General features: G+C 70.5%; 23 protein-coding genes and 2 pseudogenes. 15 read left to right on the top strand and 10 right to left on the bottom strand.

Annotated features, from left to right (window positions below; genetic code table 11):
- Nucleotides 1-159 precede the first annotated feature (159 nt).
- The 3 genes from ACYSUO_RS41355 to ACYSUO_RS41345 form a co-directional block, all read right to left on the bottom strand.
- A complete protein-coding gene (locus ACYSUO_RS41355; RefSeq protein WP_461781359.1) occupies nucleotides 160-1,521 on the bottom strand; it encodes a phosphatase PAP2 family protein in 1,362 nt (453 codons plus the stop codon).
- A 170-nt stretch (nucleotides 1,522-1,691) separates the two neighbouring features.
- On the bottom strand, nucleotides 1,692-2,330 hold the full coding sequence (locus tag ACYSUO_RS41350; protein ID WP_461781358.1) for a GntR family transcriptional regulator: 639 nt from the start codon (nucleotides 2,328-2,330) through the stop codon (nucleotides 1,692-1,694).
- 77 nt (nucleotides 2,331-2,407) lie between these two features.
- Nucleotides 2,408-3,913 carry a chlorohydrolase family protein gene (locus tag ACYSUO_RS41345; protein WP_461781357.1) on the bottom strand — a complete coding sequence of 502 codons (1,506 nt, stop codon included), beginning with the start codon at nucleotides 3,911-3,913 and terminating at the stop codon, nucleotides 2,408-2,410.
- Nucleotides 3,914-4,178: 265 nt separating this feature from the next.
- Here ACYSUO_RS41345 and ACYSUO_RS41340 point away from each other — a divergent pair, with 265 nt between their 5' ends.
- The 6 genes from ACYSUO_RS41340 to ACYSUO_RS41315 all read left to right on the top strand — a co-directional run bounded on the left by ACYSUO_RS41340 (nucleotide 4,179) and on the right by ACYSUO_RS41315 (nucleotide 11,299).
- Nucleotides 4,179-5,216 (top strand): ABC transporter permease, encoded by a 1,038-nt coding sequence (locus ACYSUO_RS41340; RefSeq protein WP_461781361.1) that lies wholly within the window; start codon nucleotides 4,179-4,181, stop codon nucleotides 5,214-5,216.
- Nucleotides 5,217-5,249: 33 nt separating this feature from the next.
- Nucleotides 5,250-6,992 (top strand): ABC transporter substrate-binding protein, encoded by a 1,743-nt coding sequence (locus tag ACYSUO_RS41335; protein ID WP_461781356.1) that lies wholly within the window; start codon nucleotides 5,250-5,252, stop codon nucleotides 6,990-6,992.
- A 6-nt stretch (nucleotides 6,993-6,998) separates the two neighbouring features.
- On the top strand, nucleotides 6,999-8,000 hold the full coding sequence (locus tag ACYSUO_RS41330) for an ABC transporter permease (RefSeq protein ID WP_461781355.1): 1,002 nt from the start codon (nucleotides 6,999-7,001) through the stop codon (nucleotides 7,998-8,000).
- A complete protein-coding gene (locus ACYSUO_RS41325) occupies nucleotides 8,000-9,010 on the top strand; it encodes an ABC transporter ATP-binding protein (RefSeq protein ID WP_461781354.1) in 1,011 nt (336 codons plus the stop codon). The genes ACYSUO_RS41330 and ACYSUO_RS41325 overlap by 1 nt, the downstream gene beginning before the upstream one ends.
- Nucleotides 9,007-10,014, top strand: coding sequence for an ABC transporter ATP-binding protein (locus ACYSUO_RS41320; RefSeq protein WP_461781353.1), 1,008 nt, complete (start codon nucleotides 9,007-9,009; stop codon nucleotides 10,012-10,014). Before ACYSUO_RS41325 ends, ACYSUO_RS41320 begins: the two co-directional genes overlap by 4 nt.
- A 70-nt stretch (nucleotides 10,015-10,084) precedes the next feature.
- A complete protein-coding gene (locus tag ACYSUO_RS41315) occupies nucleotides 10,085-11,299 on the top strand; it encodes an amidohydrolase (RefSeq protein ID WP_461781352.1) in 1,215 nt (404 codons plus the stop codon).
- Nucleotides 11,300-11,375: 76 nt separating this feature from the next.
- On the opposite strand, the gene ACYSUO_RS41310 is transcribed toward ACYSUO_RS41315, so the two are convergent.
- Both ACYSUO_RS41310 and ACYSUO_RS41305 read right to left on the bottom strand, forming a co-directional pair.
- Nucleotides 11,376-12,611 carry a metal-dependent hydrolase family protein gene (locus tag ACYSUO_RS41310; protein ID WP_461781351.1) on the bottom strand — a complete coding sequence of 412 codons (1,236 nt, stop codon included), beginning with the start codon at nucleotides 12,609-12,611 and terminating at the stop codon, nucleotides 11,376-11,378.
- 9 nt (nucleotides 12,612-12,620) lie between these two features.
- Nucleotides 12,621-14,036 (bottom strand): MFS transporter, encoded by a 1,416-nt coding sequence (locus tag ACYSUO_RS41305; protein WP_461781350.1) that lies wholly within the window; start codon nucleotides 14,034-14,036, stop codon nucleotides 12,621-12,623.
- Nucleotides 14,037-14,224: 188 nt separating this feature from the next.
- Between ACYSUO_RS41305 and ACYSUO_RS41300 the strand changes: the two genes are divergently transcribed.
- Nucleotides 14,225-15,100 carry a MurR/RpiR family transcriptional regulator gene (locus ACYSUO_RS41300; protein ID WP_461781349.1) on the top strand — a complete coding sequence of 292 codons (876 nt, stop codon included), beginning with the start codon at nucleotides 14,225-14,227 and terminating at the stop codon, nucleotides 15,098-15,100.
- On the opposite strand, the pseudogene ACYSUO_RS41295 reads toward ACYSUO_RS41300, so the two are convergent.
- Nucleotides 15,097-15,605 (bottom strand): annotated as a pseudogene (locus ACYSUO_RS41295) (MBL fold metallo-hydrolase). The gene ACYSUO_RS41300 and the pseudogene ACYSUO_RS41295 overlap by 4 nt on opposite strands.
- Nucleotides 15,606-15,715: 110 nt before the next feature.
- On the opposite strand from ACYSUO_RS41295, the gene ACYSUO_RS41290 reads away from it, so the two are divergent.
- Entirely contained in the window at nucleotides 15,716-15,892 is a 177-nt protein-coding gene (locus ACYSUO_RS41290) for a hypothetical protein (RefSeq protein WP_266724679.1), read from the top strand.
- Between the two features lie 88 nt (nucleotides 15,893-15,980).
- On the opposite strand, the gene ACYSUO_RS41285 is transcribed toward ACYSUO_RS41290, so the two are convergent.
- A complete protein-coding gene (locus tag ACYSUO_RS41285) occupies nucleotides 15,981-16,301 on the bottom strand; it encodes a DUF6191 domain-containing protein (RefSeq protein ID WP_267073388.1) in 321 nt (106 codons plus the stop codon).
- 96 nt (nucleotides 16,302-16,397) lie between these two features.
- Here ACYSUO_RS41285 and ACYSUO_RS41280 point away from each other — a divergent pair, with 96 nt between their 5' ends.
- Nucleotides 16,398-17,171 (top strand): 2-phosphosulfolactate phosphatase, encoded by a 774-nt coding sequence (locus ACYSUO_RS41280; protein ID WP_461781348.1) that lies wholly within the window; start codon nucleotides 16,398-16,400, stop codon nucleotides 17,169-17,171.
- Here ACYSUO_RS41280 and ACYSUO_RS41275 read toward each other — a convergent pair.
- Complete coding sequence (locus ACYSUO_RS41275; protein ID WP_461781347.1) at nucleotides 17,160-17,915, bottom strand: class I SAM-dependent methyltransferase; 756 nt, start codon at nucleotides 17,913-17,915, stop codon at nucleotides 17,160-17,162. The two genes, ACYSUO_RS41280 and ACYSUO_RS41275, sit on opposite strands and share 12 nt — an antisense overlap.
- A 173-nt stretch (nucleotides 17,916-18,088) precedes the next feature.
- Between ACYSUO_RS41275 and ACYSUO_RS41270 the strand changes: the two genes are divergently transcribed.
- The 5 genes and pseudogenes from ACYSUO_RS41270 to ACYSUO_RS41250 all read left to right on the top strand — a co-directional run bounded on the left by ACYSUO_RS41270 (nucleotide 18,089) and on the right by ACYSUO_RS41250 (nucleotide 21,277).
- Nucleotides 18,089-18,952: an ArsR/SmtB family transcription factor gene (locus ACYSUO_RS41270; RefSeq protein ID WP_461781346.1), complete on the top strand. Its 864-nt coding sequence runs from the start codon at nucleotides 18,089-18,091 to the stop codon at nucleotides 18,950-18,952.
- 27 nt (nucleotides 18,953-18,979) lie between these two features.
- Nucleotides 18,980-19,075 (top strand): annotated as a pseudogene (locus ACYSUO_RS41265) (hypothetical protein); the annotation flags it as partial.
- Nucleotides 19,076-19,136: 61 nt separating this feature from the next.
- Nucleotides 19,137-19,502 carry a hypothetical protein gene (locus tag ACYSUO_RS41260; protein WP_461781345.1) on the top strand — a complete coding sequence of 122 codons (366 nt, stop codon included), beginning with the start codon at nucleotides 19,137-19,139 and terminating at the stop codon, nucleotides 19,500-19,502.
- A 70-nt stretch (nucleotides 19,503-19,572) separates the two neighbouring features.
- On the top strand, nucleotides 19,573-20,844 hold the full coding sequence (locus tag ACYSUO_RS41255; protein WP_461781344.1) for a MalY/PatB family protein: 1,272 nt from the start codon (nucleotides 19,573-19,575) through the stop codon (nucleotides 20,842-20,844).
- A gap of 136 nt (nucleotides 20,845-20,980) precedes the next feature.
- Complete coding sequence (locus tag ACYSUO_RS41250) at nucleotides 20,981-21,277, top strand: WhiB family transcriptional regulator (RefSeq protein WP_461781360.1); 297 nt, start codon at nucleotides 20,981-20,983, stop codon at nucleotides 21,275-21,277.
- 21 nt (nucleotides 21,278-21,298) lie between these two features.
- Here the strand turns inward: ACYSUO_RS41250 and ACYSUO_RS41245 are convergent, their stop codons facing one another.
- Together ACYSUO_RS41245 and ACYSUO_RS41240 are read right to left on the bottom strand one after the other, a co-directional pair.
- Nucleotides 21,299-21,739: a VOC family protein gene (locus tag ACYSUO_RS41245; RefSeq protein ID WP_461781343.1), complete on the bottom strand. Its 441-nt coding sequence runs from the start codon at nucleotides 21,737-21,739 to the stop codon at nucleotides 21,299-21,301.
- A gap of 68 nt (nucleotides 21,740-21,807) precedes the next feature.
- Complete coding sequence (locus ACYSUO_RS41240) at nucleotides 21,808-22,242, bottom strand: helix-turn-helix domain-containing protein (RefSeq protein WP_461781342.1); 435 nt, start codon at nucleotides 22,240-22,242, stop codon at nucleotides 21,808-21,810.
- Between the two features lie 215 nt (nucleotides 22,243-22,457).
- Here ACYSUO_RS41240 and ACYSUO_RS41235 point away from each other — a divergent pair, with 215 nt between their 5' ends.
- The gene (locus tag ACYSUO_RS41235) at nucleotides 22,458-26,345 is read left to right on the top strand and encodes a glycoside hydrolase family 2 TIM barrel-domain containing protein (RefSeq protein ID WP_461781341.1); all 3,888 of its coding nucleotides are present in this window, start codon (nucleotides 22,458-22,460) and stop codon (nucleotides 26,343-26,345) included.
- Nucleotides 26,346-26,481 lie beyond the last annotated feature (136 nt).

The raw sequence follows: 26,481 nt of genomic DNA, 5'->3' as shown, positions 1-26,481 counted from the left end.
TGGGCGAGGCCGGCCCGCGCGCCCCCCGGCCCCCACCACCCGGGCGACGGCGGCGCGGCCGGGCGCGGGCGCTGGGGGGGTGCGGGCGGCCGCTGTGCGCCCTCACGCGGCGGGGAAGGCGGCACGTACGTCGCCGACGTGCCGCACCCTCAACGTCCGCTACGCAAGCTCCGGTTGCGGGTCCGCCGAGCCCGCCTTCGGCAGGGGCGACGGCGGAGGCGGAGGCGTGGCCTGCGCGCTCCACTGCCTCGTCGTCCGTACGTAGAGGAGGACCACGGAGCCCGCCAGCAGGAGCAGCAGCGGGCCGAACGCCCAGGGGTGCGCGGCCATGTGCGTCGGGAGATAGCGGTAGGACACGAGCAGCATGGCGAGGACGGCCGTCCCGTAGCTCGCCATCAGCGTGGCCCGGCGGTCCCAGCCGCGGGAGAAGGCGCGCATCGACGCCTCGATGGACAGGGCGAAGACCGTCCCGGCGAGCAGGTCCACGCCGTAGTGGTAGCCGAAGCCCAGGGTCGCGGTGAGGGTGCCGACCAGCCAGAAGGTGCCCGCCCAGCGCATGGCGCGGGAGCCCTCGCGGGTGTGGATGAAGAGCGAGATGGCCCACGCGGTGTGCAGGCTGGGCATGCAGTTGCGCGGGGTGATCTCGTCGAACGGGAAGGGGTGCGGGGCGCCGATCGCCGGGAGGGTGTCCGGCCAGATGTTCGCCACCGCCCAGTGGCCGCCGTCGGGGCCGAAGGCGTAGAGCGGGCCGACGACCGGGAAGATCATGTAGATGGCCGGCCCCAGGAGACCGATGGCCAGGAAGGTGCGCACCAAGTGGTGCGCGGGGAAACGGCGTTCCGCCGCCACGTGGCGCAGCTGGTACAGGCCGACGAGGGCGGCGGCCATGGGGAGCTGACCGTAGACGACGGTGAGGAGGCCGCTGCTGACCGGTGAGGTCATCTCGACGAGCCGGCCGACGAGCCACGACGGGTTGGCGAGGGCGTGATCCGCCGCGGCCACGTACTGGTCGAGGACCATCGGACGGGTCTCGGAGGTGATGAGGAGCCAGGTGTCGCCCGTCTTGTGGCCGAAGACCAGGAGCAGGCCGAGGCCCGCCCCCTTGAGGAGGACCGATCTCTCCCGGCCCGTGCGGCGGGCGAGGCCGAGGATCGCGACGCCCAGAATCACCCAGAGCGCGCCGTTGCCGAAGTTCATGTCGGCGCCGACGATCAGCCGCACGATCCAGAACACGATGTCGATGCCGACCGCAGCGCACACCGCGATCAGCCGCTGCCGCCAGGTGAGCACCACCATCGTGAGCGCCAGGCCGCCGTACAGCAGCGGGCCCGAGTGGGGCGCGAAGATCAGCTCTTGGGCCTCTACGGTGATCGGCCCCGGCTGCCCGTAGCGGCGCGCCACGAACTCCAGGACGATGTGGAAGCCGAGCGTCGCCAGACCGGCCGCGATCCACAGGAGGGTGCGCGGCTGCCGCCAGGCGGGCGGCCGGGGCTCGGCGCCGCGCTGGTGCGGCAGGGACATGGGAGGTGGTGTGGTCTTCAATTGTCCGACTTGGTGGCTTGGTTCCGGCTGCGGGCAACTGCGACGATCTGGATGATCGTCGCAGTTCGAACATGCTAACGGGGCGCGGGCCGGGTAGGTAGAGGTACGTCCCGGGCCAGGACCTGATCGCCTGATCCGAACGACCGGCCCTACTCCGCGGGCAGCACCCTCGCCAAGGCCCGCAGCACCGGCTCCCGTCGGATGTCGATGTGCGCGTAGGTGAGCGCCTCGGCGAGACGGGGGCGGCCGTCGCCGATCGCCCGGCAGATCTGGTCGTGCTCGGTGCGGTGCTGCGCGGCGCCGTGCTCGGTGGCCGTGAGCCGGAACAGCCAGTGCATCAGGCCGAGCGAGCGCTGGAACGAGGACTGGAGCAGCCGGTTGCCCGTCATGGTGATCAGCTCGGCGTGGAAGGCCGTGTTCGCGGCCGCGATACCGGCCTCGTCCGCGCTCCGGGTCGCCGCGTCTGCCTCGTCCATCACCGCCCGCAGGCCCTCGTGGCCGCCCCCGTCCGCGACGATCTCGGCCGCCCGGCGCGCCGCGAACACCTCCAGGCTGAGGCGCAGATCGAAGAGTTCCTCGACGTCCCGCAGGGTCAGGCGGCGCACGCGGGCGCCCCGGCGCGGCTCCAGCTCGACGAGGCCCTCGGCCGCGAGCCGCATCAACGCCTCGCGCACCGGGACCCGCGAGACACCGAGCGCCTCCGCCAGCTCGCGCTCCCGCAGCCGTGAGTCGGGCGGGTGGGCGCCGGAGTGGATACCGGCCCGGATCAGCTCCTCGGTACGCTCCACCTGCGAGGCGGTTCCGGTCCCGGCTCGGGTTCCGGCTCCGGTGCCGGTTCCGCTCCCGGTGCGTTCTGCCGTAAGTGTCACGCGGACGACTCGCTCTCGGGCGCGGCGGAGCCGGACGCACGGAACGCGGGGAACGTCGGCGGGAAGAGCGCCGCCGTGTCCCGGCGCTCGGTGTCGCGTTCGCTGTAGGCCGCGCGCATCTTCTCGAACAACGCCTGGGCACTGCGCGCCAGTTGCGGCAGGTCCGTGCCGGGCAGCGCGCCGTCGACGAGGACCGGGTTGCCCGCGACGACCGAGTTCGTGGCCTGCCGGGCCGTGCCGTTGAGCAGGAACGTACGGACCGGGTCGTCCATGACTCCGTCCCGGATGTCGTCGAGGGAGAACGTCACGAGGTCCGCCTGGGCGCCGACGGCGATCCGGCCCAGGTCCTCGCGGCCGAGGGCGCGGGCCCCGCCCAGCGTGGCCGCCTCCACGTAATGCTCGGCGGGCGCGGCGTCCGTGCGCCCCTCGGCGATCTTCGCCAGGTGGACGCCGACGTCCATGCCGCGGATCAGGTCCGGCGGGAAGGAGTCCGTGCCCAGGCAGAGGTTGACGCCGGCCTCGCGGTAGGCGCGGAACGAGTGCAGCATCTCGCTGTAGCGCAGCGACGTCTGCGGGCAGTGGATCACCGAGATCCCGCTCGCGGCGAGCAGCGCCAGGTCGCCGCGGTCCTCGCCGTGGACGGCCGGGTGCCGGTCGAGCAGCACCGTGTGCGGGATGAGCAGGTTCGGGGCCAACAGGCCGTGCTTGTCGAGGAGTTCGAGCGGTGTCAGGCCGTCGTGGCGGCGCTGGATGATCTCGCGTTCGGCCAGACCCTGGAGCGCGTGCAGTCGGATCAGGGTCCCGCGTTCGCGCGCGATCCGGGCCGTCTCGACGAGCAGCTCCCCGGTGAGTGTCTCGATGCGGCAGGGGAGCAGGACGCCGGTGAGCAGGGGGTCGTTCAGCTCGTCGAGGTGGTCCAGGAAGCGGACGGCGTCGCGCAGTCCCGCGCGGCCCTCCTCCTCGTCGAAGGCGACGTCGCGGGTGCCGTCCGGCAGGACGACGTTGACCCCGGAGCGGTAGGCCGGGCCGAGGTAGCCGCGCAGTCCGATGCGGCGCGCGGTGCCCGCCATGTCGACCAGTTCTTCGTAGGGCTCAGCCCAGCGGCTGTGCACCTCGGAGGCGATCGGCATGAAGGTGGTGATGCCGTGCAGGGCGAGCTGGGCGAGCGCGTACTCGCGGATGGTGGCCCGCTCCTGCGGCGTGAACACGTCGTGGCGGCGGTGGGTGAAGTAGTCGAGGGACCACTGCAGCCCCTTGCCCCGCTCGGGCCCGGCCCAGGAGTCGAGGACGAGGTGGTCGATGTCAGTGAGCGCGTCGAGGTCGATGAGGCCGGGCATGACCAGGGACTCGCCCAGGTCGCGCTCCTCGTCGACCTCGCCCTCGTAGTGCGGTCCGACGTAGATCACGGTGTCGTCCTGCCACACCACCTCGCCGTCCCGCAGCAGTGCGTGGCCACCGTCCTGGTGGGCGAGGACGTGTCGGGCGCGCCAGCGGGTGCGCATAAGTGCCTCCTGGGGTGGGGGTGTTGCGAACGTGGGTGATCGTACGGGTTGGTATACCGGATCGGGAAGGTGGTGCTCGTCGAAGTGTCCACCGGGTGTCGTAGGGGCGAGTTGGGGTGCCTAAATGTCCAGTGATGCGGCTTAGCTCGAGTGGCCGGTATACCAAGATGCGATTACCCCTACCGTTGCCCGGTGGAGTTGGTATACCGTCCCGCCAACCTTCCCCCTTGCGCCGAATGGATCACGCGACGTGACGGATTCCCCAGTGCTGCCCGCTCGGTCGCCCTCCGGCGCCGACGGTGAAGCCGCGCCCAACTCCCGCCCCGAACAGGCGACTTCTGGCCCGCCCGTGGTCGCCGCCCGCTCCCTCGTCGGCACCGCCTGGCTGCGCATCCGCCGCAGCCGGATCGCCCTCGCCGCGCTCGCCGTCGTGGTGCTCATGATCCTTTTCGCGGTGCTCGCCCCGCTGCTCACCGCGATCGAGGGCCAGGACGCGTACACCACGAGCACCAGTCCGGACGTCCTGGACGACTACGGCACGCCGGGCCTGCCGCTGCCCTACTACCGCTACCCCTCCGGCGACCACTGGCTCGGACTCGAGCCGGGCCTGGGCCGCGACATCTTCGCCCGCATGGCACACGGCGCCCAGGTCTCCCTGATCATCGCGCTGCTCGCGACCGTCGTCTCCGTCGTCCTCGGCACCGTGCTCGGCGCCGCGGCCGGCTACTTCGGCGGCAAGGTCGACATGGTGATCAGCCGCGTCATGGATCTGTTCCTGGCCTTCCCGCACCTGCTGCTCGTGCTCTCGCTGACACCGATCCTGCAGTCCCGGCTCGGTGACACGGCGCTGGGGGAGGGGAGTCTGCTGCCGATCGCCTCGCTCGTGATCATTCTCGGCTTCTTCGGCTGGGCCTATCTCGCCCGCGTCGTGCGCGGACAGGTGCTGTCCATCAGGGAGCAGGAGTTCGTCGAGGCCGCCCGCGCCTACGGCGCCTCGCACCGCTCGATCATCCTCAAGCAGATCGTGCCCAACGTGATGGGCGTCGTCCTCGTCTACGCCACGATGATGATCCCCACCAACATCACGGCCGAGGCCGCGCTCTCGTTCCTCGGCGTCGGCGTCAAGGACCCCACCCCGTCCTGGGGCCAGATGCTCAACGCCGCCCAGCAGGGCAACTGGTACCTCACCGACCCCTGGTTCCTCGCCGTACCGGCCGGCGCCCTGGTGATCACGGTGCTCGCCTTCAACCTGCTCGGCGACGCCGTCCGCGACGCCCTCGACCCCAAGTCCTCCCATGGCTGACCCCGCCCGGCCTCGACCCTTCATGGAGCAGCAGTGAATCGACGCACCGTGGCGGCCCTCGCCCTGACGGTGACCGCCGGGATGGCCCTCACCGCCTGCGGCGGGACCAAGCCCGCGCCGGGATCGGGCTCCCGCGCCCCCGCCGACGCCTTCGACCCGGTCAAGGTCGGTGACGGTGACACCACCAAGGGCGGCAACGTCAACGTCCTGATGTCCACCGACTTCCAGACCCTCGACCCCGGCAACAGCAACTACGTCCAGACCGCCAACGTGGGCCAGCTCTACTACCGCACGCTCACCATGGCGAAGGAGGAGGCCGGCAGGCCGCCGAAGGTCGTCCCCGATCTCGCCACCGACCTCGGCAAGGTCTCCAAGGACGGGCTGACCTGGACCTACACCCTGAAGAAGGGGCTGAAGTTCGAGGACGGCAGGCCCATCACGGCCAAGGACGTGAAGTACGGCGTCGAGCGCACCTACGCCCGCGACGTCTACACCCAGGCGCCGCAGGAACTGAACGCCGCCCTCTCCGACGACGGCTACAAGGGCCCCTACGTCAAGGGGGCGGCCGGGGACTTCAAGGGCATCGAGACACCCGACGAGCGCATCGTCGTCTTCAAGCTGAAGCAGCCGTTCGCCGAGTTCCCCGCCCTGGTCTCCCGCTCCAACACCGCGCCGGTGCCGCGCGCCAAGGACACCAAGCTCGACTACACCAACCATCCGGTGTCCACGGGCCCGTACAAGATCGAGTCGTACCAGCGCGGGCGTGCGATGAAGCTCGTCCGCAACAAGCACTGGGACCCGGCCACCGACCCGAACCGCAGCGCCCTGCCGGACACCTTCACCTTCAGTCTCTCCACCGCGCAGTCCACCATCAGCCAGCAGCTCCTCGCGGACTCCGACCCCACGGCCATCACCCTCGACAGCGCGGGCGGGCTCCAGGCATCGGACGCGGCCAAGCTCGACCGGCCGAGCGTCGCCCGGCGCACCGCCTCCGGGCTCATCGGCTGCACGGACGTCCTCGACTTCAACACCGAGACCATCAAGGATCCCGTCGTCCGCAAGGCCCTCGCGCTCGCCATCGACCGCAAGGCCATCCACCTCCAGTACGGCGGCGCCCGCTTCGGCAAGCTCACCCAGTCGTACATCAACCCCCAACAGCGCGGCTACGTAAAGCAGCACACCGACCTCGACCCCACCGGCCAGCCCAAGCTGGACGAGGCGAAGAAGCTGCTCAAGGGCCGCTCGTACCCGAAGAAGCTCGTCTACGGCTACGCGGACGCGACGCCACGCTTCAAGAACATGGGCACCTCGCTCCAGGAGAACCTCAGGCAGCTCGGCATCGATCTCGAACTGCGCCCCATCCCCGCCGCGAACTACTTCACCACCCTCGCGGGCAAGGCGATGCCGGACCTCGCCCGCAGCGGCTGGTGCGGCGGCGCCGACAGCGGCTCGGTTCGCACCACCATCGACCCCAACCTGGGCCCGAGCGTCGACGGCAGGACCTTCGGCTTCTCCAACATCCCCCGCTACCACGACCCGGAGATCTCCAAGGCCATGTACGCGCTGCGCGGTGAGAACGGCACGAGCGAGGAGCTCGGCCGCAAGTGGTCGACGCTCTTCGACCGCGCCATGCAGGACTATCCGCTCGTCCCGCTGATCAGGAACGTGACGCGCAGCGTCGTCGGCTCCGACATCCGGGGCGCGCAGGTCGGCTACTTCTTCGGAGGCATCGACCTGTCGACCGTCTCCGTCGCGTCCGGCCCGGGAAAGGGGTGACCTGACATGCTCGCCTTCCTGACGCGGCGCCTCGGCGCCACCGTCGTCCTGCTGATCGTCATCAGCTTCGTCACCTTCACCCTCTTCCAGTTCGGGCCCGCCGACCCGGCGGCCGCCGCCTGCGGCCAGGAGTGCACCCCCGAACGCGTCGCCGAGGCGCGGGTCGCCCTCGGCATGGACAAGCCGTTCCTCACCCAGTACGTGAACTACATGTCGGGCCTGTTCCACGGCCGGATGATCGGCGCGCCCGGCGCCGAGTCGCTCTGCCAGTGGCCCTGCCTCGGCAAGTCGTTCCAGACGAACGAGGACGTCGCCGCCGTCCTGGAGCGCGCTCTGCCGTACACGGTGTCGGTCGCCGTCGGCGCCATCGTGCTGTGGACCGTCGCCGGTGTCACCCTCGGCACGCTCGCCGCGCTGCGCAAGAACAAGCTCACGGACAAGCTGATCGTCGGCGCCGCGTCCGTCGGGGTCTCGCTGCCGATCCCCGTCACCGGACTGCTTCTGCTGCTCGTCTTCGTGTCGACCTTCGACGTGCTGCCGTTCACCACCAACGCCATCACCTCACCGTTCGGCCCGGCCGGATTCGACGGCTGGTTCCTCAACTACCTGCTGCCGTGGGTCGCGTTGGCGGTGCTGTTCAGCGCCCAGTACATCCGTGTCACCCGCAGTTCCATGCTGGAGACCTTCGGCGAGGACTTCATGCGCACCGCCCGCTCCAAGGGCCTGTCGAAGGCGGCCATGGTCGTCCGGCACGGTGCTCGTGCCGGACTCACCCCCGTCGTCACCATGCTGGGCCTCGACATCGGGCTGCTGCTCGGCGGCGCCGTGCTCACCGAGCAGATCTTCTCGGTGCCCGGCGTCGGTTTCACCGCCGTCCGCGCCGCGCAGGCCGGCGATCTGCCGGTGACCATGGCGATCACGCTGCTCGCCGCCTTCTTCATCATCGTCGCCAATGTCGTCGTCGACGCCTTCTACGCCGTCATCGACCCGCGAGTGAGGGCCGCCTGATGACCAGTCAACCCTTGTTGCAGATCAGGGATCTGCACGTCGCGTTCCCCACCGACGACGGGCTCGTGCACGCCGTCAACGGCATGGACCTCAGCCTCGCCAAGGGCGAGACCGTCGGCCTCGTCGGCGAGTCGGGATCCGGCAAGACCGTCACGAGCCAGGCCCTGATGGGGCTGCTCAAGGAGACCCGCGCCCAGGTCGGCGGCGAGATCCTGTTCGACGGCACCGACCTCAACTCCCTGTCCGAGCAACGGATGCGGGCCTGGCGCGGCAAGAAGATCGCCATGATCTTCCAGGACCCGCTCTCCGCGATGCACCCCTTCCACGCGGTCGGCGACCAGATCGCCGAGGCGTACCGGGTCCACAACAAGGTGTCGAAGCGGGCCGCGCTCGCGGTCGCCGTGGACATGCTGGGCCGCGTCGGCATCCCCGACCCGAAGAGACGGTCCCGCGCGTACCCGCACGAGTTCTCCGGCGGCATGCGCCAGCGCGCGATGATCGCCATGGCCCTCGTCTGCGAGCCCGAACTCCTCATCGCCGACGAACCGACCACCGCCCTGGACGTCACTGTCCAGGCGCAGATCCTCGACCTGCTCGGCGAACTCCAGCAGGAGACCGGCACCGCCATCGTCATGGTCACCCATGACCTCGGTGTCGTCGCCGAGGTCTGCCACCATGTCGCCGTGATGTACGGCGGGCAGTGCGTGGAGCGGGGGAGCGTACGGGAACTGTTCCGGGACCCGCGTCACCCGTACACGCAGGGCCTGCTCGCCTCCATGCCGACACTCGGCGACGACGGCGAGCGGCTGCGCCCCATCCCCGGGTTCCCGCCGTCGCTCACGGCGCTGCCCGCCGGGTGTCTCTTCGCGGACCGCTGCCCGCAGACCCACCTCGTCCCGGGCGACCTGTGCCGCAGCGAGCGACCCGTGTTCCTCGCGAGCACCGGCGCCGATCACCCCTCCCGGTGCCACCAGGAGAACCTCGCCACCGCCGAGGAGGCCGCGCGATGACATCAACAACCCCTCTCCTTGAGGCGGTCGGACTCACCAAACACTTTCCGGGGCGGGGCGGACTGCTCGGCCGGGGCGGCGCGCCGGTCAAGGCCGTCGATGGTGTGAGCTTCTCCGTCGGGGCCGGGCAGACGCTCGGCCTGGTCGGCGAGTCGGGCTGCGGAAAGTCCACCACCGGGCGGCTGCTGATGCGCCTCCTCGACCCCACGTCCGGGACCATCCGCCTCGACGGCCGGGACCTCGGCTCGCTGAACCGGGCCGAGGCGCAGGAGTACCGGCGCCAGGTCCAGATGGTGTTCCAGAACCCGTCCTCCTCCCTCAACCCCCGCCAGTCCGTCGGCAGCGCCATCGCCGCTCCGCTGCACGCGCAGGGCATCAACCCGCCCGGCGGCGTCAAGACGCGGGTGCGCGAGCTGATGGACCGCGTCGGCCTGCGCCCCGACCACTACAACCGGTTCCCGCACGAGTTCTCCGGCGGCCAGAAGCAGCGCGTGGGCATCGCGCGCGCCCTCGCCCTCGAACCCCGCCTCATCATCTGCGACGAACCCGTCTCGGCCCTCGACGTCTCCGTGCAGGCGCAGGTGGTGAACCTTCTCCAGGACATCCAGGCCGACACCGGTGTCTCGTACGTCTTCATCGCCCATGACCTCTCCGTCGTACGGCACTTCGCGGAGCGGGTCGCCGTGATGTACCTGGGCAGGATCATGGAGAGCGGGCCGACGCGGGAGGTCTTCGACACCCCCCGCCACCCCTACACCCGCGCCCTGCTCTCGGCCGTCCCGCAGCCGGACCCGGACGCCGACCGAAGCCGCAGAATCCGCCTCAGCGGCGACCTGCCCACCCCCGCGAACCCTCCCTCCGGATGCGTGTTCCGCACGCGGTGCCCGCTGCGGCCGACCCTCGGCGAGGCCGAACAGGCGCGCTGCGCGGGCGAGTTGCCACCCATGGCGGGTGCCGAGGGACCCGCGTGCCACTTCGCGGACAGGGCCCTCGTGACCCACTGACCGAGCCGGACACACACCACCCCCACGACCCCCACTCTTGGCATCACCGAACAGAAAGAAGTCGCACCACATGCTCATCCGTGACGTCCGCCCCTGGGGCGGCGAGCGCAGTGACGTACAGCTCGATGGCGCCCGCATCGCCGCGATCCGCCCGCACGACCCGCAGTCCGAGTCCGTCGGGAACGTCGTCGAAGGGCGCGGCCGGCTCCTCTTCCCCGCCTTCAGCGATGTGCACGTCCACCTGGACTCCACCCGCATCGGCCTGCCGTTCCGCCCGCACACCGGAGGCCCCGGCGTGTGGACGATGATGATGAACGACCGCGAGAACTGGCGCGACGCCGAGGTCCCGCTGAACGAGCGGGTGGCCGGCACGCTGGAGCGGATGATCGCGCGCGGCACGACCCGCGTTCGTACGTACGCGCAGGTCGACGTCGACTGCAAGCTGGAGAAGTTCGAGGCCGTGGTCGCGGCCAAGGAGAAGCACGGGCACCTCGCCGACGTCCAGATCATGACGTTCCCGCAGGCCGGCATCCTGCGCGAGCCGGGGACCGAGCAGTACCTGGAGGCATCCCTCAAGGCCGGCGGGGACGTCATGGGCGGCATCGACCCCTGCACCCTGGACCGCGACCCCAAGGGCCACCTCGACGTCGTCTTCGGACTCGCCGAGAAGTACCAGGTCGAGGTCGACATCCACCTGCACGAGCCCGGTGAACTCGGCGTGTTCTCCACGGACTTGATCCTGGAGCGGGTCCGCGCCCTCGGCATGCAGGGCAAGGTGACGATGTCGCACGCCTACGAGCTCGGCTCCGTGAACGAGTCCACCAGTCGCCGCCTCATCGACGAGTTCGCGGAGCTGGACATCGCCATGGCGACGGTCGCCCCCGCCGGGCGCGGTCACCTCTCGCTCGTCGACCTCACCGAGGCGGGCGTCCGTGTCGGCCTCGGCGAGGACGGGCAGCGCGACTACTGGAGCCCGTACGGCAACTGCGATCTCCTCGACCGGACCTGGCAGTTGGCGTTCACCAACAACTTCCGCCGCGACGACCACATCGAGATGGCCCTGGCGGTGGCGACGATGGGCGGCGCCTCCATCATGAGCCACGACGTGCCGCGCCTCTCCGGTGTCACCGACCGCCCGGGGCTCGCGGTGGGCGACCGCGCGGACCTCGTCCTGGTCGACGGCGAGACCCCGTCCAGCGCGGTCATGGACCGGGGCAAGGACCGCACGGTGCTGCACGACGGCCGGATCGTGGCCGAGGGCTTGGAGCTGGTCGCCGGGGTGTGACACGTGGCGCGCGGGGGCCGGCCGGTGTGTGCGGCCGGCCCCCGCGGCCCTCTTCGTCATCGGACCGGGTGACTCGCTACCGGACCGGACGCCCGCCCTGTACGACGGCGACCTGATGCCGCGCGGGATCGGCCAGCGCCGCGATGTCGGCCAGCGGATCGCTGTCGAGGACCAGCAGATCGGCGCGGGCCCCGGCGGCCAGCGTCCCGATCTCCCCGCTCATACCGAGGAGTTCGGCGGCGACCGACGTCGCGGACCGGATGACGTCGAGCGGCTTCTGCACCTCCGAACGGATCCGGAACTCCTCGTTCTGATGGCGGTGCATGCCACCGAGGAGGTCGGAGCCGTACGCGATCCGGGCCCCGCCGCGCGCCGCGCGTTCGAGGGCGCCGAGGCCCGCCCCGAGCACGTCGTCGACCTTGCGCCAGCTGTCCTCCGAGAGTCCGAACTCGCGGCCCTCCTTCTTGAGCGCCCAGTACGTGACCAGCGTCGGCACGAGGAACGCGCCGTGCTCCGTGAGCAGTTCGACGCTGCGGTCGTCGATCAGGTTGCCGTGCTCGATCGACCGGACGCCCGCCTCCAGGGCCCGGTTGACCGCGCGGGCGGTGTACGCGTGCGCGGCGACGTACCGGTTCGCGGCCTCCGCCTCCTCGACGGCGGCGCGCAGTTCGGCGGGGGAGTACTGGGTGGAGTCGATGCGGTCGGTGGGTGACGCGACACCGCCGGAGGCCATCACCTTGATGTGGTGGGCGCCCTTGCGCAGTTCGTCGCGCGCCGCGACGCGCACCGCGTCCTCGCCGTCCGCGACGCGTCCGTGGTCGGCGCAGCACGGGTGCTCGTCGTGGTGCCAACTGCCCGCGTCGCGGCTGTCGCCGTGCCCACCGGTCTGGCTCAACGCCTTGCCGCCGAAGGCCAGTCGGGGGCCGCGTACGAGCCCTTCCTGCTGCGCCCTGGCGAGCCCGAAGTCGGCGCCCGCCATGTCGCGCACCGTGGTGAACCCGCGGTCGAGCATCTCGCCCATGATGAGGGACGCCTGCGCGGTGACATAGCTGGCCGGGGTGGTCGCCAGCGAGCCGAGCGCGGCGGTGAAAGCGGTCACGTGGACGTGCGCGTCGATGAGACCGGGCAGCACGAACCCGCCCTGTACGTCGAGGACGTGGGCGTCGTCCGGCCGGTCGGCGCCCTCCTCGGATATCCGGCCGTCCACGCACAGCAGGTCGCCCTCGCGCCAGGTCCCGGCCTCCACGTCGAGGAGGTGGGCGTTGCGCAGAACGAGGGCGTCACCGGTGTGCGGCGAGGTGGTGTCGGTCATGGTGCGGGATCACTCCTTGGTGGTGGGGGCGGTTGCGGGTGCGGGGGACGCCGGGGAGGCGACGGGGGCGCCGATGTCCTCCAGCGAGCGGTTGGCCGTGGACAGACCGAAGGCGAGCGTGACCACGACTCCGACGGCGAGCACCGCCGTCGTCATGCCGAAGACACCCGCGAAGCCCGCCCCTGCGGCCATCAGGCCGATCACGGTGGGCGCGATGATCGAGCCGATCCGGCCGAACGCGCTGGCCAGGCCGCTGCCGGTGGCGCGGATCCAGGTCGGGAAGACCTCGGGCGTGTACGCGTACAGACCCGCGTAGGTGCCATTGAGGAAGAAGGACAGGACCGCGCCGGACACCGTGATGGCAACCGGTGTCGAGGTCTGGCTCAGCCAGTACGCGGACAGGGCCGAGCCGGTGAGATAGAGCGCGATGGTGTGCTTGCGGTCGAGGCGCTCGCTGAGCCAGGCGGCGGAGAAGTAACCGGGCACCTGGGCCGCGTAGATGATGATCGAGAAAGAGAAGCTCTGCGTGACGGTGATGCCGCGCTGGACGAGCAGCGTCGGGATCCAGGAGAAGAACCCGTAGTACGAGAAGGTGATGACGAACCACATCACCCAGGTCACGCCCGTGCGTCGGGCCATCTTGCGCGACCACAGGAACCGCAGGCCGGTCCAGACACTGGGTGGCGCGGTCTCCTTCGTGGCCGGGGCGACCGCCGCATGTGTGTGCTCGACCGGCGGCAGTGGGCGGCCGGTCGACTTCTCCACGCGGCGTTCCAGCTCGGCGACGACCTCCTCGGCCTCCGCGTGCCGACCCCGCTCCAGCAGATAGCGCGGTGACTCGGGGAGCGCCCGCCGCCACCACAGCAGCATCACGATGGGCACCGCGGTGACGACCTGCGCCCAGCGCCAGCCGTCCGCCCCCAGCGGGACGATGAACCGGCCGATGAGGGCGGCGGCCACGAAGCCGAAGGAGAAGAACCCGGCGAGCGCGCCGACGAACCAGCCGCGCCGCTTGGACGGCACGAACTCCGACAGGAACGGCGCGATGATCGCGCTCTCGGCGCCGGTACCGGCCCCGGCCAGGACGCGGGCGCCCAGGAAGACGGGGAAGTTCGGGGCCGCGGCGGCGACCAGGGTGAAGACGACGTAGAACGCGAGGGCGTACATCATCACGCGCTTGCGGCCGATGCGGTCACCCAGGATGCCGGCGATCGCGGCACCGAAGAGATAGCCGAACGGCGAGGCAGAACCGATCAGGCCGAGCGCGCCGTTGTCCAGGTGCCACAGATCCTGGACGCTCGGCAGCAGGAACGCGACCACGGCCGCGTCCATGCCGTCGAAGGTGTAGCCGAGCCCGCCGATGAGCAGCAGGACGTAATGAGGTCTGGACAGCGGGAGTCTGTCCAGGCGAGCGAGGAGGGACATGGGCGGATCCTCGAAGGTGTCGGGGGCGTCCTCGGGGTGTCGGGGACGCGGGGGACGTTCACCGCCCACGCAAAGTAGATTGCGTGACGTTGTTTCCGCAACGATCTTTGCGTTACGTTCCGGGAACGTAGAGTCTGGGCGTACGCCTCGCTCGGAGGCGCCCTGCGTCCTCTACCGCGGAGTTGTGTGTGCACGGCGAACTGGCAACCTGGCTGCGCGATGCCACCCCGGCCCGCGGGCTGCGCCCCAAGGCCGCCGCGATCGTGGACTTCCTCGTCTCGCAGCCCCAGCAGGCGGCCTACGCCTCCGTCGCCGATGTCGCCCGCCGCGTCGGCGCCAACCCCGCCACCGTGACCCGCACCGCCCAGACACTCGGCTACGGCGGCTGGCCCGATCTGCAACGGGAGTTGCGGGCGCGCTACCTCTCCCACCTCAGCGCCGCCCAGGTCAACGCAGCGCACCGGGAGGAGGGCGGCACATCATGGGCCGGCTCGCTCAGCCGCGACCAGGAGAACCTGGCCCAACTGGCGGCCCATGCCGACGACGAGGCGGTCGCCCGGATCGCCCGGGCCATCGCCTCCGCCCGCCGCACCCTCGTCATCGCCGCCGGCAGCTACGCCTCCGCGGGCACCGCCCTCGCCCACAACGCGCGCCTCGCCGGATACGACGTCCGGCTCGAGGCCACGGGCGGCGCGGACCTGGTCAACTCCGTTGCGGCGCTGGGCCCGGAGGACCTCCTCATCGCCATCTCCTTCTGGCGCCTCTACCAGAGCACGGTGACGGCCGCCGAGGACGCGAGCGAGCGCGGCACACGCGTATTCGTCATCACGGACGCGGCCAGCCCTCCGCTCGCCGCCGCGGCGGAGGACGTCCTGCTGGCCCCCGCCGAAGGCACGTCCTTCTTCCCCTCCCTCACGGCAGGCCTGGCCCTGTGCCAGTCGATCGTCGCCGAACTCGCCGCCCTCGACCCCGACCGCACGGCCGCGTCGGTCGCGGCGGCGGAGGAGAGGTGGGTGCGGTACGGGGTGCTGCATCGGGCGGCGACGTTGAAGTGGGAGCGCTAGAGGAGCGGGAGACTCGGCGGCTCCCACACCGCGCTGTCGTGCGCGAAGAGCACACGGCGCGGGTCGAAGGCGAGAATCCGGTCCAACCAGGGGGCATGGGTGGGGCGCGGGGGTTCGAGGCCGTCGAGAGCGGCTTGCCGGGCCGCGTGGTCCAGGGCGAAGTGGGTGGCAAAGTCGTGTGCCTGTCCGGCCAGGATCACGGTGCCGTCGGGCTGCTGGACCACGAGTGACTGGTGGCCTTGGGTGTGGCCGGGCGTGGGGATGACCCGGACACCGGGCAGGAGTTCGGCCTCGCCGGAGATCTCCAGGTGCCGACCGGAGGGTCCTGCGCCGCGGTCCCGGGGTCCGCGGCGCCGATGCCGGTGTCGAAGAGAATCAGCCCGTCGGTGTGCCGCACCAGGTAGGCGAACACCGGCTCCACACGCGGCTGCGCGGTCCCCGCCTCCTGCGCCGGTCGGACGATGTAACCCAGGTCGAGACGGCGTACTTCCGTGCACTTCGCCATCGAACCATGGTGGCAGCGGGGGCCGTCGGCGTCGTGAGTGTGTGGCACAGCACGTCCTGTCCGGAGCAATTCGCGTGCTGATTGTCAGTGGCGCCCACTATTCTCTTCACATGATCCCCACACCCGAGCCTGGTCCCGCCCGGTCCGCCGATGAACTCAACGAGCGGATCCGCGACCTGATGCTGCGCTCCGGTGGACGGTTGAGTGCGGAGCAGCGTCGCGAATACGAGGTGCTGGTCGCGGAGTGGGCGGCGGCCGAGCGTGGCGGGATTGTGAAGGCGGCGTAGGGGGCGCCTGGGGGGGGGCGTCAGGTGCGTCAGGTGCCTCGGGCGCCTTGTGCGCCTCGGGTGCCTTGTGTCTCGGGCGGGGTGTCGGCTATCCGTGGGCGCGGGGCAGTCGGACGACCGCCGTCCCGCCGTCCAGATTGACCGTCGTCCTGTTCGGCGGCGCCCCGTCGTCCTCGTTGTCGGGCATGACCAGCGCCGACTGTCGCTCCTTGAGTTCGTGCTGCTTGCCGGGCGACAGCGCGCCGTGCAACTGCTCGAACCCGGTCGCCGAGACCTGACCGTGCCGCGTACCGGGGCGCCATGGCAGCACACCGGCCCGGCCCGCGCGCAATAGCAGCTGGTCGACGAAGGCCAGCAGCGTCAGCACGATGACCAGCCCCGGCAGTGTCATGAAGAAGACGAACTCCATGACACTCACAACTGGCGGTGGTCGTTCAGAGTTCCCGGGAGGGCCCGCGCCGGATGGTGGTTTCGGTCGCTGTCGAGCGCTGGCACGATCGCCTACGTGAATGACTGTTTCCTGCAGGCGGAGCACGGCGTCCGGTTCGACTGGGGGCCTACCGGGGCGACACTCCTGGCGAAGGGGGTCGCGTGCGTGGTCGTCGTCGACGTGCTGTCGTTCACCACTTCCGTGACGGTCGCGGTGGAAGCGGGCACAAGGGTGTTCCCCTACCGCTGGCGCGACGAGTCCGCCGTGCGGTACGCCGACGAATTGGGTGCCCGTCTGGCCGTGGGGCGCCGCCGGGCCACCGCCGCGGCGCCGTGGTCGCTGTCCCCGGCCGCGCTGCGCCGGGCGCCCTTCGCGTCACGGCTGGTGCTCCCTTCGCCCAACGGATCAACGATCGCCGCGGCAGCGGGAGATTCCCCCGTGGTGGCCGGATCTTTGCGCAACGCGGCCGCCGTCGGTCAATGGCTCGTTGACCGCGACTACGGAACGAAGGACCGCCCGGTCGCGGTGATCGCCGCGGGTGAGCGTTGGCCGGACGGGAGCCTGAGGCCGGCGCTGGAGGACCTCCTCGGTGCCGGTGCCGTGATCGCCGCACTCCGCCACCATCGTCAAGCCCCTCTCTCGCCGGAGGCGGTCGCGGCCGCAGCGGCCTTCGCCGGAGCCGGCGATGTGGCCGCGGCCGTGACGAGTAGTGCCTCTGGGCGGGAACTCATCGAGGGCGGCTACCCCGAAGACGTAGCTGTGGCAACGGAGTTGGAGTCCAGCGCCGTCGTCCCCGTTTTGGCGGACGGTGCGTTCGCCGCCGCGGGGCAGGGCGGATCAGCGGCGTAAGCACACCACGTATCCGGAGCCACCCGGCTCCCGCCGCAGTGTCTCCAGCGTCCATGGTGACGCGTGGATGGGCGCGGTGAGTTCGTCGGGCGCCGCAAGCCAGTAGTCGAACCAGGGGGTCGCGGTCGCCTCGTCCCTGACACGGAGGCGGAGTTGGCCTCGCGCCCGTCCGTGGCGGAGGTTGCGGGAGTGGTACGCGCGGTGGTCGGTACCACCGTCGCCGGGGTCCGTGCCGGAGCCGATGAGGAGCGCGCCGGGGCGGCTCACGGCGGCGAGGGCGTCCAGGGCGGACACCGCCCGGCCCGGGTCGCCGAGCAGGCCGAGGTTGTTGCCCATCAGCGCGATCGTGTCGAACCGGCCCAAGTCCGCCGGGAGTTCGGGAAGTTCAGGGAGCGAGGCGACCACCGCCTCGACGCCGCGCTCGCGGGTGATGCGCACCGCTTCGGCGGAAGAATCCACCCCCACCACCTCGTGCCCGTGGCCCAGCCACTCGACGGCGTGCCGCCCGCCACCGCACCCCACATCCAGCACCCGCCCTGTGGCCTGCGCCCACGCCCATTGCTCCAGCGCCGGCCACTCCTTCCGCGCGCTGAAGTACCGCGCGGCATCGTTCGCCCGGATCAGTCCGTCGTCGCGCTCGATGATCTCCACGGCCGACCAGGGCGTGGCACCGGTCTGCCAGCAGCGGGCGAGGACGCCGCCGAAGGCGTCGCCGATGCGGGGGTCCTCCGGAGGTGGCTGCATGAGGCAACGATGGCATCAACGGCCGTGCGCCGCACGCGAATTGGGGCTGCCCGGACCCTCGGTGCGACGCCCTCCGTCCGACGCCGGGCACGGTCGACGCGCTCCACTCCGATTGACATGCAGCCAAACGGCTGCCTATCGTCGATAACGAGACAAGGCAGCCAATTGGCTGCATGTCGAGTCGACCGGAAGAGGGCACGACCCCTGTGGACGCGATATTCAAGGCGCTCGCCGACCCCGGGCGCCGGCGGCTGCTCGACAGCCTCAACGACCGGGGCGGGCAAACGCTGGGCGAGCTGTGCGGGGAGCTGGACATGGCCCGGCAGTCGGTCAGCAAGCACCTCGCGGTCCTGGAGTCCGCGGGCCTGGTCACGACCGTGCGCCGGGGCCGCGAGAAGTTGCACTACCTCGACGCCGCGCCCCTCAACGCCGTCGCCGACCGCTGGCTCAGCCGCTACGACCGGCATCGCGCCGCCGTCCTCGACGACCTCCGCACCGCACTGGAAGAGGAACCCCCCATGAGCAACGCCACCGCCGGCGGCCCCGCCGCCATAGAGCCCTTCGTGCACACCAGCTACATCCGTACGACCCCCGAGCGGCTGTGGGAGGCGCTCACCTCGCCCGCCTTCACCCGCCGCTACTGGGGCGTGGCCTTCGAGACCGACTGGAAGCCCGGCTCGCCCATGGTGTGGCTGGAGGGCGAAGGCCGCACCGAGGATCCCGAGCAGGTCGTCCTGGAGGCCGACCCGCCGCGCCGCCTCGCCTACACCTGGCACACCTTCACGCCCGCGTGGGCGCAGTCCGTCGGCGTCGACGAGGAACTGCGGCAGCGCATCGCACGCGAGAGTCGCTCGAAGGTGTCCTTCGATCTCGAGGCGATGGGGGAGACCGTGAAGCTCACCGTCGTCCACGACGGCTTCGACCCCGACAGCACCGTCCGCACGATGATCGGCGACGGCTGGCCGGCCCTGCTGTCCAGCCTCAAGACGCTCCTGGAGACTGGGGAACCGCTCCCGGAGCCGCAGCCGCAGGGCTGAGTCGAGGACGCCGGTCCGGCCGTCGTCGGAGTACCGGACGCCCTGACGCGGATCGACACCGGCGAGGTGATCACGGTGGACGGGAGCGCGGGGGTGGTGCGGGCGCACCGAGAGGGCGCGTAGCCGCGGCGCGGCGCCTATCCTGGAGGACACCGCGCGGTCATCCGGGGGGAAGGGGCGGTAGATGAACTGGGTTTGGGCGATCCTCATCTTGTTCTGGACAGGAGCGTTCGCCTGGGTGGCGGACACCGCACGCGGCGCGCTGCGCAACCGGCACGAGCGGAGACTGGAGCGACTCGAGGCCGCCAAGCAGGCGCGCCTCGCGGTGGAGGCCGCGAACAAGCCGCCGGAGCCGATCTGCGGCTGCGCCCACCACCTCGCCAAGCATGACAAGACCGGCCGCTGCCACGAACGCGTCGAGGTGCCTACGGCCTGGGACGAGAACAAGAAGCCGACCCATTACGAGGCGGGTCAGTGCAACTGCCAGCAGTACGTGGGGCCCCAGCCGCTGTCCCAGATCTACGCGGAGGAGCTCACGGACCGGATCTAGACCCGGTCCGTTGCGGATGAGCCGGATCTCGATCCAGCCGTGGCCGACAGGCCATATCTAGCATCCAGTCATGGCACGAGACACGGCACCAGAAGCAGAAACCTCCGCCTCCTCCTCCGCCACGGCCTCCACCTCTTCCGCTTCCGCTTCCGTCTCTTTCTTCGACACCGTCGTCGACCGCACGCGCTCGAACTCCATGAAGTGGACCTTCGCCGACTCCCTCCTCGCCCCTGACGAGGCCGCGGTGGAGCCCCTGCCTATGTGGGTCGCGGACACCGACTTCAAGGCCCCGCAGGCGGTGCTCGACGCGCTGCACGACGCCGTCGACCACGGAGTCCTCGGCTACCCCGGCGGTGCGACCGACAGCTACCTCGACGCCGTGCTCAACTGGCAGGCCAAGCGTTTCGGTTGGGAGATCGCGCGCGACTGGGTGGTGCCGACGGCGGGCGTCATCACCTCCCTCAAGACCATCGTCCAGGCCTTCTCCGCACCCGGCGACTCCGTCCTGATCCAGCCGCCCGTCTACGTGCACTTCCACGAGGACGTACGGCTCAACGGCCGCCACCTCGCGTACGCGCCGCTGCAACGCACCGACGACGGCTACCGGTTCGATGCCCGCGCCTTCGAAGCCGCCATCCGTCCCGACACCAAGCTGTTCATTCTCAGCCACCCCCACAACCCCACCGGCTACGTGTGGACCGAGGGCGAGCTGCGCACCATGGGCGAGATCTGTGCTCGGCACGGTGTCCTGGTCGTGTCCGACGAGATCCACCAGGACCTGGTCCTCAACCCGGCCAGGACGCACATCCCGTTCGCGTCGCTCGGCCCGGAGTTCGCCCGTACCAGCATCACCTGCACCGCCCCCAGCAAGACGTTCAACCTGCCCGGTCTGCAGTGCGCGAACATTCTCATCCCGGACCGCCGGTTGCGAGAGGACTTCGCCCGCCAGTACGAGCGCAATGTGTTCCCGCTGGTCAACGTGCTGGGCATGGTCGCTGCCGAGGCGGCGTACACGCACGGAGAGCCCTGGCTGGAGGAGTTGCTCGGCTATCTGCGCGGCAACCACGAGCACTTCGCGAAGGCGGTCCACAGCGCCACATCGAAGCTGCGCGTGCTGCCCGCGGACGCGCTCTACCTGGCGTGGATGGACTGTCGCGGGCTCGGGATGGACGCCGAGGCGCTGGACAGGTTCATGCTCACCGAGGCGCGTCTGTGGCTGGACCGGGGCCAGAAGTTCGGTGCCGAGGGCCACGGCTATATGAGAGTGAACCTCGGCTGTCCGCGTTCCACGGTGGACGAGGCGATCCGCAGGCTCGGTGACGCGCTGGCCGGGCTCGCCTGACGGCCCGAAACCGCCGGTGACTCACCGTTCAACTCCTGGTCATGGGCTGCCTGTTGAGGATCTATGGCGTACGGTCGCGAATCGCACCTGAGACAGACCGAATTTGCCAGGAGCAAGGGAGCGGAGAGTGGCGGACATCTTCAACTCGTGGTGGGACAAGGCGGCGTGCAAGGGCACGGACCCCGAGGACCTGTTCGTGGAAGGCGCGGCGCAGTCCCACGCGAAGCGGTTCTGCGACACGTGCGTGGTCAGGACCGAGTGCCTGGCGCACGCCCTGGACGAGCGCATCGAGTACGGCGTCTGGGGCGGCGCCACGGAACGCGAACGGCGGGCCCTGCTGCGCCGGCGCCCCACGGTCACGTCCTGGCGCAACCTCCTGGAGGCGGCCCGCGCGGAGCACGCGCAGGACGGCCGGCACGTCAGGGCCTCGTGAGGTCCGGGGCGCCGCGCGCGGTCAACTCCGCCCGGGATCGAATGCGAGCACCTGCGTCAGTCGGATGTTGTTGCCCGAGGGGTCCCGGAACGAGGTGTCGATGCCGTACGGCTGCTCGGTCGGCGGGTCGTTGAACGTGACGCCCCGCGCGGACAGCTCGTCGTAGGAGGCCTTGCAGTCATCGGTCTCCAGGAACAGCGTTCCGCCGGCCCCCTTGGCCACCAGCTCCGACAACTGGACGCTGTCCTTCTCGTCGAGCATCGGCGGCCGGGGCACCGGCATCAGTACGAGCGCGGGCCCCTCGCCACCGGGCGGCCCGACACACAGCCATCGGAAGTCCCAGGACTCCATCGTCACGTCGGCCCGGACCTCCCAGCCCAGCTTCGTGGTGTAGAAATCGAGCGCCTCGTCCTGGTCGTGCACCCAGAACTGCGCATTGGAGATCTTGATCGTCGTCGGCATGTCGGTCCTCGCGTCTCACTCATCGGCTGGCCTGCTCCGGGACGCGGATCGTCCCGACACCGACGACGCTAGGCACCCGGCCCGGCGCTGTCTTCTCGAAACGTGCGGTTCCGAGGCCGCCCGTAGGCCATCGCGACGCACCGGGGGATGCGCACATGACGCGCGGCGGGAGGGTTCGCCGCCCGGTACGCCTGCGGGGTCACCCCGTACATGCGCCGAAAACTCGTCGTGAACGACCCGATGCCACGCAACCCCACCGCGACCCCGACATCGGCCACCGTCCAGTCCGTGGCCAGCAGCAGATGGGCGGCACGCTCAAGCCGCCGGGTCAGCAGATACTGATGCGGCGACTCCCCGAACGCGGCCTTGAAACTCCGACTGAAATGCGCCGGCGACAGCGCGGCAGCCGCCGCGAGATCCCCCACCGTGAGCGCCTCGGCGTACCGCGCATCCGCAAGATCACGGGCGCGGAGTAGATGACGGGAGGGCGGGACGTGGGGCACGGGTCCATTGTGCGGGTTCCGCCGGGTGGGGAGGGCGGGCCCGCGGCGGGGGACAGGCGTGCGGCCTCTCTTTCTGCTCAGAATCTGCTCAGAAATCAACAAAGTCCTACGGCGTCATTGTGTCGGTTGTGTTGTCTTCTTAGGGTGGTGCCGGCTCAACAGGCACTCCGCGCCCCACCAGTTGCACGTGTCCACACCCGCAGAAGGGCACAGCCATGCCGCAACCGCACCGCCCCCACACCATGCCGCTCAGCCGTCGCCGCCTGCTCCAGGCGGGCGCCGTCGTCGCCGGCGCGCTCGCCCTGCCCGTGGGTCTCCCCGCGACGCGGGCCGGCGCGGCCGACGGCGACGAGTGGAACGGTCACATCGACCAGTTCCGGCTCGGCACCGAGCCCCCGCACACCACGCTCATGCCGTACGAGAACGTGGCGCAGGCCCTCGCCGCCGACCGGACCCGCTCCCCGTACCGCCAAAGCCTCGACGGGGACTGGAAGTTCGCGTACGTCGACCGGCCCTCGGAGCGCGACGAGGACTTCCACAGGACCGACCTCGACGACGGGGACTGGGGCACCATCCCCGTGCCCGCTGTCTGGCAGCTGCACGGGCACGACTTCCCGATCTACACCAACATCACGTACCCGTGGTGGGGCGCCAACGGCCTCGGCGAGGACGCCCAGCCGCCCGCGTCGCCGACCCGCTACAACCCCGTCGGTCAGTACCGGCGCACCTTCACCGTGCCGAAGGGGTGGCGGGACAGACGCGTCTTCCTGCACTTCGAGGGCGTCAAGTCGGCCCACTACGTGTGGGTGAACGGCAAGCTCGTCGGCTACCACGAGGACTCCTTCACCCCGGCCGAGTACGACATCACCCCGCACCTCACCGAAGGCACCAACCAGCTCGCCGTGGAGGTCTACCGCTTCTCCGACGGTGACTGGATGGAAGACCAGGACATGATCCGGCTGAGCGGGATCTTCCGCTCGGTGTACCTCTACTCGACGCCAGGTGTGCACCTGCGCGACTTCAAGCTCGACACCCCGCTCGGCGACGGACACACCACCGCCGAGCTGTCGGTCACCGCCACCGTGCACGACTACGCCGGTGACCCGGGCGCGTACACCGTCGAGACCCAGCTCTACGACGCCGGGGGTCATGCTGTCTGGCCCCGTCCGCTCACTCAGAAGGCCGCCGTCACCGACTCTGACTCCGAAGTGACCGTGCGGGCCGCCAAGTCCGTTCCCTCGCCGCGCCTTTGGTCCGCCGAGAGCCCGTACCTCTACACCGCCGTACTCCGCCTGCGCGACCCGGCGGGCAAGGTCATCGAGACGCTCTCGCACCGCGTCGGCCTGCGCGAGTTCGCACTCAAGGACGGGCTGATGCGGATCAACGGAAAGCCCGTGTCGTTCCGCGGCACCAACCGCCACGAGATGCATCCCGACCGCGGCACCGCGCTCACCCGAGCCGACCTGGTCAAGGACATCGAAATCATCAAGCGGATGAACATCAACACCGTCCGCACCTCGCACTACCCGAACAACCCGATCTGGTACGAACTCGCCGACGAGTACGGCCTGTACCTCGTCGACGAGACCAACCTGGAGACGCACGGCGTCCGCGACGACTATCCCGCCAGCCACCCCGACTGGACGAAGGCGTGCGTCGCCCGAGCCCAGAACATGGTCCACCGCGACAAGAACCACGCCTCCGTCGTCATCTGGTCCCTCGGCAACGAGGCCGGCGCAGGCTCCACCTTCACCGCCATGCACGACTGGATCCGCTCCTACGACACCACCCGTGTCATCCAGTACGAGGGCGACGACAGCCCCGGCGTGAGCGACATCCGCTCCGAGATGTACCCGTCGACGAGCCACGTCGAGTCGAAGGCCAAGGACACCGCCGACACCCGCCCGTACGTGATGATCGAGTACTGCCACGCGATGGGGAACTCGAACGGCAACTTCAAGGAGTACTGGGACCTTGTCCGCCGCTACGACGTGCTGCAGGGCGGCTGGATCTGGGACTTCGTCGACCAGTCGCTGAGCTGGCCGACACCGAAGCGGACGCTGTTGACCGAAACCGGCCCTGTCGGTCTGAAGGGTGAACTCCTCAATCCTGCGGGCGAGTTCAAGCGTGACAAGGGCCTGAGTGGCGCCACCGTCTTCGCCCGCGACGACCGCCTCGACCTGACGGGGTCGCTCACCCTCGAAGCCTGGGTGACCCCGCATGTCACCGGCTACCACCAGCCGATCGTGGCCAAGGGTGACACCCAGTACGCGCTCAAGCAGAGCGACAAGAACCTGGAGTTCTACATCTACTCCGGCGGCCAGTGGATCACGGCCTCGTGGGCCACCCCCGCCGACGGCTGGACGGGCAAGGAGCACCACGTCGCCGGTGTCTTCGACGCGAGCGCGGGCACGCTCACGCTCTACGTCGACGGCGCGGCGAAGGCCACGAAGAAGACGACCGCCAAACCGAGCAGCAACACCGCGCCGCTCGCCCTCGGCGTGGACGTCGACAACATGGTCCGCGAGTTCAGCGGCACCATCCGCCGCGCCCGCGTGTACTCCCGCGCGCTGAGCACCACCGAACTCGACGACGACGGACGTGGTCCGGACGGCGAAGGCGTGCGCTTCTGGTTCGACGCCAAGACGGTCGGCGTCGCGGAGAAGCAGCCGCGCGACAAGACCTTCTTCGCGTACGGCGGCGACTGGGGTGACAACCCCAACGACGGCAACTTCGTCGCCGACGGCATCATCACCGCGGACCGCGGCCACACCGGCAAGGCCGCCGAGATCAAGCGGATCTACCAGGAGATCCAGGTGTCGCCCAAGGAGGGCGGGGGAGCGGGGGACATCACCCTCACCAATGAGTTCCTCTTTACCAACCTCCGCGAGTACGACGGCCGTTGGGAGCTGACCCGTGACGGCGAGGTGATCCAGCGCGGCAGCCTGAGCCGCACCCAGCTCGACGTCGCCCCGCTCACCCGCAAGAACATCACCGTCCCGCTGAAGCTGCCGAGCAATCCCGCACCCGGCGCCGAGTTCTTCCTGCACCTGTCCTTCCGGCTGAAGGACGACACGGCGTGGGCCGACGCGGGCTTCGAGGTGGCGCGGGCGCAACTCCCGCTCGACGCGGGCAGCCCGAAGGTGACACCCGTACCGCTGAAGAGCGTGCCGACGCTGCGTTACGAGGACGGGGACAAGGCCGTCTCCGTGACCGGGGGCGGCTTCAGCCTCACCCTCGACAAGGCGAGCGGCGTCATCACCTCCTACGAGGCCGGCGGCGTCCGGCTCGTGGACTCCGGGCCCGTCCCGAACTTCTGGCGCGCCCCGACCGACAACGACCACGGCAACGGTCAGCACACCCGCAACCAGACCTGGCGGGACGCGGGCGCGCGCCGCAAGGTGACCGGGGTGAGCGTCCGCGACCTCGGCGGCCGGGCCGTGCGCATCGAGGTCAAGGGCACCCTGCCGACCACCACCGAGTCCACCTACGCCACCACGTACACGGTCTTCGGCGACGGCGCCGTCAAGGTCGACAACGCCCTGCACCCCGGCGCCGCCGGCCTCCCGTACCTCCCCGAGGTCGGCACCATCCTGCGGCTGCCCGCCGCCCTTGAACGGCTCCACTACTACGGCCGCGGCCCGGAGGAGAACCACTGGGACCGCAACGACGGTACGGACGTGGGGCGTTGGGAGTCGACCGTGACCGAGCAGTGGACCTCGTACATCCGCCCCCAGGAGAACGGCAACAAGACCGACGTGCGCTGGGCGGCGCTCACCGACGGACGTGGCCGCGGCCTCCTCGTCGCCGCGGACCCGACCGCCGAGCATCCGCTGCTGGAATTCACCGCCTCGCACCTCACCCCGGAGGACCTGTCCGTCGGGGCCCGGCACGACTACCAGCTCGACCCGCGCGACGAGGTCGTCCTGCGGGTCAACCACCGCCAGATGGGCGTCGGCGGCGACGACAGCTGGGGCGCCCACACCCACGCCCCGTACAAACTGCTTGCCGACCGCGACTACGCGTACACGTACTGGCTGCGGCCCCTCACGGACGTGCGGGAGGCGACGAGGCTGGCGCGGAAGGTGGTGGCCACCGAGTAGCAGGGGCGGGGGCCGGGGGGGGGGGGGGGGGGCCCCCCCCCCCCCCCCCCGCCCGGCGCGGGGGGGGGGGGGGCCCCCCGGGGGGGGGGGGGGGGGGGGGGGGGGGGGCGGGGGGGGGGGGGGGGGGGGGGGGGGT

Source organism: Streptomyces sp. UC4497 (assembly GCF_054871485.1).
Note: the sequence above shows the minus strand (reverse complement) of the source record. Positions and strands in the feature narration are given on the sequence as shown.